The organism is Kitasatospora sp. NPDC038210 (assembly GCF_055600605.1).
Window position 1 is genome coordinate 21,085 of the sequence record NZ_JBVJYK010000050.1, and the last position, 6,000, is coordinate 27,084.

At 72.1% G+C, this 6,000-nt stretch carries 4 protein-coding genes and 1 pseudogene; 2 read left to right on the forward strand and 3 right to left on the reverse strand.

From position 1 onward, the window contains the following. Window positions 1-701 precede the first annotated feature (701 nt). Window positions 702-986 carry a DUF3311 domain-containing protein gene (locus tag ACZ7KX_RS41435; RefSeq protein ID WP_470331122.1) on the forward strand — a complete coding sequence of 95 codons (285 nt, stop codon included), beginning with the start codon at window positions 702-704 and terminating at the stop codon, window positions 984-986. A gap of 74 nt (window positions 987-1,060) precedes the next feature. Next, a pseudogene (locus tag ACZ7KX_RS41440) lies at window positions 1,061-2,090 on the forward strand (hypothetical protein). A gap of 672 nt (window positions 2,091-2,762) precedes the next feature. Here ACZ7KX_RS41440 and ACZ7KX_RS41445 read toward each other — a convergent pair. From ACZ7KX_RS41445 to ACZ7KX_RS41455, 3 genes are all read right to left on the reverse strand, one after another. Continuing rightward, window positions 2,763-3,542: a lysophospholipid acyltransferase family protein gene (locus ACZ7KX_RS41445; RefSeq protein WP_470331123.1), complete on the reverse strand. Its 780-nt coding sequence runs from the start codon at window positions 3,540-3,542 to the stop codon at window positions 2,763-2,765. A gap of 395 nt (window positions 3,543-3,937) precedes the next feature. Beyond that, entirely contained in the window at window positions 3,938-4,693 is a 756-nt protein-coding gene (locus ACZ7KX_RS41450) for a hypothetical protein (RefSeq protein WP_470331124.1), read from the reverse strand. Between the two features lie 650 nt (window positions 4,694-5,343). Beyond that, the coding region (locus ACZ7KX_RS41455) for an AMP-binding enzyme (protein WP_470331125.1) at window positions 5,344-6,000 on the reverse strand (657 nt) is incomplete at its 5' end.

Below are 6,000 nucleotides of genomic sequence, written 5' to 3' on the forward strand. Positions count from 1 at the left end.
TCGATCGGCACGCCGCTGGGCGCCTTGCCGACCGGGCAGTTCCGCTCGGTGGCCTCGGCGGCCGCAGCAAAGTCCTCGGCTGAGAGGCCAAGGGTGGACATGCTTCCCCCTGGATCCGGCCGGCACATCGATGACACGCCCGCCCCGCCGGGGGAGTCAGGGCTGATCCTGCGGGGCGGGCGTGAGGCGTCCCGCGTGCGGCTGTGTCCCGCACCGTCGGGTTCGCACCTCGATCACAACAGATCGGCACGGCCCAAAGCCAGCGGAAACGGCCCGCAGCCGAAACTCTTCGGCTGCACCCGCCCACCACTTCGGCGCCGACCGAGTGGCCGGGATCGCCAGCGGCCCGCGACTGGTGCACACCTTCGATCTGCCATCTGACTCACAGTCACATATTCGGCCGATCCGAACCGAGGCATCGGACCGATCCCACCGAAATCCGGGCCACCACACACCGAATGCTTTCCCAGCGCAGTTGATTGGCGGGACCCGACGCTGCTGAGATGGTCGGCGGATGGAGGGCCAGTGAGGGCCTTCGGCGCACATCCCGCGGCCGCCCGTCGCACGAACGCCGGGCGGCCGCGCAGCCGGCGCCTGCCGATCCGCAGCGACCACGGCCTGACCATCCGCCTCCCGGCCGGTCCACCGCCACGCAGCGCGCCTCCGCCGCCAACCACCCAGCACGCCGGAAAGGCTCGTTCATGTCCTCGGACCTTCGTCCGCTGCCAACCGGCGACACTCGCCACACCTCGCCGCCGCTGACCGCGGAACGTCTGCTGGCCGGGCTCGCCCTGCTGCTTCCGGTGATCGCCCTGATGTGGGTCTCCAGCTACGCCAAGACCACCCCCAGACTGGGCGGCATACCGTTCTTCTACTGGTACCAGCTGTTGTGGGTGCTGGTGTCCGCGCTATGCACCGGCGGCGCGTACCTGCTGCTGGACCGGGACGAGAAGAACCGCGCGGCGGCCCAAGGCGGTGCGGCGTGACCACACAGCTCGACGCCGGGGTGAACGCCCCGGCGCTGACGGTCCTGTTGCTGCTCGTGACGGCAGTGACGGTGATGGGCTTCCTCGCCTCACGCTAGCGAAGGCCGGCCGACGCCCTGCACACGCACGAATGGGGCCTGGGCGGGCGCTCGTTCGGCACCTGGGTGACCTGGTTCCTGCTCGGCGGGGACGTCTACACCGCGTACACCCTCGTCGCGGTGTCGGCCGCCGTCTACGGCACCGGGTCCGCCGGCTTCTACGCGGTGCCGTTCACCATCCTTGCCTACCCGCTGGTGTTCCCGCTGCTGCCGAGGCTCTGGTCGGTGGCCCGGGGCACACGGCTGTGTCACACCCGCCGGCTTCGTGCGCGGACGCTACGGCTCTCGCGCGCTGTCGGTGGCCGTCGCGCTGACCGGAATCCTGGCCACGCTCCCCTATGTCGCCCTGCAACTCGTGGGCATCGAAGCAGTGTTGGAAGTGCTCGGGGTGGGCGGCCAGGCAAGCACCAACCCCCTGCTGCGGGACCTGCCGCAATTCATCGCGTTCGCCGTGCTGGCGGCCATCATGTCGATCGCCGCGGCCAACCTGTTCACACGCAACATCTGCAAGGAACTGATCAAGCCCGACGCCACGCCGGCGCAGGAGACCCGGGTCGCGAAGATCGCCTCGCTGCTGGTGAAGGTCGGCGCCCTGGTCTTCGTCCTCGGCATGGACAAGCAGGTCGCGATCAACCTGCAGTTGCTGGGCGGGCTGTGGATCCTGCAGACCCTGCCGGCTGTGGCCGTCGGACTGGTCACCCGCTGGTTCGACCGCTGGGCCCTGCTGGCCGGCTGGGCCGTCGGCATGGTCTACGGCACCTGGCAGACCTACGGGATCGCCACCCCAGCCACCAAACACTTCGGCGGTAGCACCGGGATGATCCCGTTGATCGGCCAGATCGGCTACATCGGGCTGACCGCGTTCGTGCTCAACCTGACCGTCACCGTGGTGCTGACCGTGCTGCTCAGAGCTGCCAAGGTCCGCCCGGGCAACGACGAGACCAGACCGGCCGACTACTGCGCCGAGGCGCCGGAGGCAGAGACGGAGCCCGTCGGCGCACACTGACCGGCGTCCAAGGCCGCCAGCAGGCCCTGACCACCTCGCCAGCTGAGTCGGCGAGGTGGCCAGGGCCTGCAGCGCTGGCGCCAGGAACGAACTGGCCGCGCAGTGGCGCTGCGTGTCGGCCGGCGCGGCGCCGCAGGCAAGCAGGGTGCGGGGCGCGCCGGATTCCCAGCCTGCGCGCCCCGCACAGCTCAAGGTCCGCCCGGAACTCCACCGGCCGTCTCGTCGTACCGCCCGAACGCTGCCGGCGCCTCGCCGAAGGAACGCTGGGCGAGCACGATCCCGGCCGAACTGGCGGCCGTCCGGCAGCGGGCCAGAGAATCCCGCGCGACCTCGAACGCCTCGGCCGGGGGGCGGGCGCCGGATACGCCGAGGCGAGATCCAGCGAACACCGCGCCGCCATGCTCACATGCCCTGCCTCGTCACAACCCGCCAGCGCAGCAAGGAGATACGCAGGATCCTCGGACGGACCGCCCGGTCGCAGCGATGCCGCCATCCCGCTCATGTGCAACATCCGGTGCGGCGCCGCGCGCAGCTGGCCGAGCACCCATTTGCCGGTCGGCCGAACCCGGGCCGCCCCTGTCCGCCGAGTTCCGCGGCCACGCCCGGCCCGCCCACAGATCGGGACGCAGCCGGGAGCACCGTCGGTTCACCGTCGCACGGTGCAGCAGCCGGTCATGACGTCAGCGGCTGAGCGGGCCTGTGTGTGCCGTGCTCGGTCGCGCGGCCGGGGTGCCGCTCGCCGCGGATGTCCTCCAGCAGTCCGGTGATCGCTGTCGTGATCCTCGTGCTGGCCTCGTGCAGGACCTCGGCGGTGGGCTCGCGGTCGTACAGGTCGGAGAGGTCCACCGACGGGCCGACCGCCACCACGAAGGTGGGACGCGGCAGGAACCTGACGCGTCGCCCGCCCCTGCCGTAGGGCGGAACGAAGCGGTGGGCACCCCACTGCGCCACCGGGACGACCGGTGCTCCCGACATCAGCGCCAGACGGGCGACTCCCGTCTTGGCCGGCCCCGGCCACAGGTCGGGATCCCGGGTGATCGTGCCCTCCAGGTAGACCGCCACGCACTGGCCGTCCGCCAGCGCCTCGCGTGCCATGTCCAGGGCCTGCGCCGCCCGGGCGCTCGCGCGCTCCACCGGTATCTGCCCGGCCGCCCGCAGGAGTGGGCCGATGACCGGACGCCCGAACAGCGAGGACTTGATCAGGAACCTGGGCGGCAGGCCGTTGCGGTACTGGAAGTACCCATAGACGAAGGGGTCGAAGGCCGAGGTGTGGTTGACGGCGGTGATGTACCCGCCGTGCTGGGGGAAGTGGTCGGCACCTCGCCAGTCCCGGCGGCCGGCCAAGCGACACGCCAGACCGCCCACGGTGGCCACGAGGCGGTAGGCCAGACCGAGCTGGGGGGTGGGCTGCGGCCGGGCGGTGTCCTGGAAGGCGGCAGAGATCGATGGCATGCGTGGGCCTTTCGGTGGGGCAGCGCCGTGCGACGGCGAGCGGGCTAGGTGCGGGGCGGGTCCAACCTGCGCGGACGCCGGGCGGCGGTTGCCCCTCTTTCGGGACCCGCCGTCCGGATCCCCGCCCCGCGGTCACCGTAGGAGGGCATCGACCCACGGAGGAGCGTGGTCGGCACCGAAGAATTCGACCGCCTGACGGTACCCCGGCCCACGCCTTCGAGCCGCCGCGGCCGCGCCGCGACAGTTGCGCGGGCGGGCGCGAGGTGCGCGGTGACCGCGACGACCGCAACAGTGGCCACCAACCGGACAAGCGCCCTGGCGCCGGACTGCCTTGCAGTCCGGCGCCAGGGCGCTTGGTTCAGCGCCTCACGCCTGGTTCAGCGTCTCAATGCCGGTCACTCGTCGGGCTGGTTGCTCAGCCCCTGGGGGCTCCACCAGGCGGCGCGGGCCGAGCAGTCGCCAACCGTCAGGGGCTGGTCGGCGCCGGTGTCCAGCAGGCAGCTGGTGCCGTCCTGCGTCCGGATGGTCAGACAGCCGTTCGCGGCCGCCTCCTTCGCGGCCGCGTCCGGCATCGGCCGCCGGTCGGTGAGCTGCCAACGCTGGGCGGAGAAGTCGATGGGGCTCGGGTTGGCGCCGGGGCCCGCGGTGACATCGTCCCGCAGCTCCGCCGAGTGCCCCCGCTCCACGGTGACCAGCTTCGGGCCGACCGCGTCACTGGAGAGCAGGGACTGCAGCACCAGGCCGCCGTCCGGCTCGGCCCAGACGAGCCACTCCTCTGCGGAGGCACCGGTGGCGGCCACCGTACCGACCGCGGTGCCGCTCGGCACGTCGATCGGCGGAGCGTTCAGGGCTGCCATCCGCCGCCCGGAGTCGCACGAGGTCAGCGTCCCCAGGCCCTCGTACATGCTGGTGTGCGGGCTGCCCCGGCCGAACACCGGCGCGCCGTCGCCCGTCGGCGCCGGGCTGCTCGAGGCGGCGGCACCCAGCGCCGCCGGGCTGGCCGCCACCGAAGCACGGGCGCCCGGCGCGATCACCAGCGGCGGCGCGTCGACGAAGCCCGCGCAGCCGCCGGCCAGCAGCGTGCCCGGCAGCAGGGCGAGCGCGGCGGCGATGCGGGCCGCGTGCGGGACGACGCGGGGTGCGGTGCTCATCGCGCACCGGCTTCCGTGCTGCCGAGCGGACTCCCGGTCCAGGGGCTCCTGCCTGCTGCCTCCCGTGCGGGGGCCGGTGGCCGCTTGTGCGGATCGCCGGGCGTGGTCGTCCGCCCGATCCGGTCGATTGCCGCGATACGCAGCACCATCTGTGTTCTCTTTCCTGCCTGCCGCCCCCGTGGGCGGGCGGCGATCCGTCCGTTCCGGGCGGCAAGCCAGCCGCCCGACGGGCCACGTCGTCCGGCCCCCAACCTGCCGTCAACCTAGAAGGGAGCCGCCGGATCGCGGATGCCGGTTGACACCGAAGGATTTGGCCGGTCGTCCCCCACGGTGTTTCGGCCCGCTGATCGGCGGGGATCCCGCGGGCTCGGGTCAGCGAGCCCGGCGTCGGCGGGGCCCTGGGCCGTCCCGCTCCTCGGCCGCCTGCTGGCAGAGCGTCTCGGCCGACATAGCGCGTCAGTCGATGCCCGATTTTCCTCACGGATGGGCGAGATGGGCCTCCACGGTGCGCAGCCCGACGAGCAGGTGCCGGACGATCTCCCGGTTGGTCACGCCCTGGATCGCCGGGTCGGCCACCCGTTCGGGACAGGGGAATGCGCCGGCCTCCTTCCCCGGGTGGAAGGAGGCCGGCGCGGTTCGGGGGGGGTCGGTCAGTCTTCGCTACCCGCTGGCAGGAGCTGGGACTGGATGAGGTTCATCACGGAGGAGTCGGCGAGGGTGGTGGTGTCGCCGACCGAACGACCCTCGGCGATGTCGCGTAGCAGGCGGCGCATGATCTTGCCGGAGCGGGTCTTCGGGAGTTCGCCGACGACCTTGATCTGCTTGGGCTTGGCGATCGGGCCGAGCGTCTTGCCGACGTGGTTGCGCAGTTCGGCGATCAGATCCTCGTTGTCCGTCGCCGTCCCGCGCAGGATCACGAAGGCGACGATGGCCTGCCCGGTGGTGGCGTCGGTGGCGCCGACGACCGCGGACTCGGCGACGGAGGGGTGGCCGACCAGGGCGGACTCGACCTCGGTGGTGGAGATGTTGTGGCCGGAGACGAGCATGACGTCGTCGACCCGGCCGAGCAGCCAGATGTCGCCGTCCTCGTCCTTCTTCGCGCCGTCGCCGGCGAAGTAGCGCCAGGCGCCGTCGGGCACGGTCAGACCCGGGCTGAACCGCTTCCAGTAGGTGTCGATGTAGCGCTGGTCGTCGCCCCAGATGGTGCGGAGTATGGAGGGCCAGGGCTCGGTGAGGACGAGGTAGCCGCCGGAGCCGTTGGGGACCTCGACGGCGTTGTCGTCGACGACGGTGGCCGCGATGCCGGG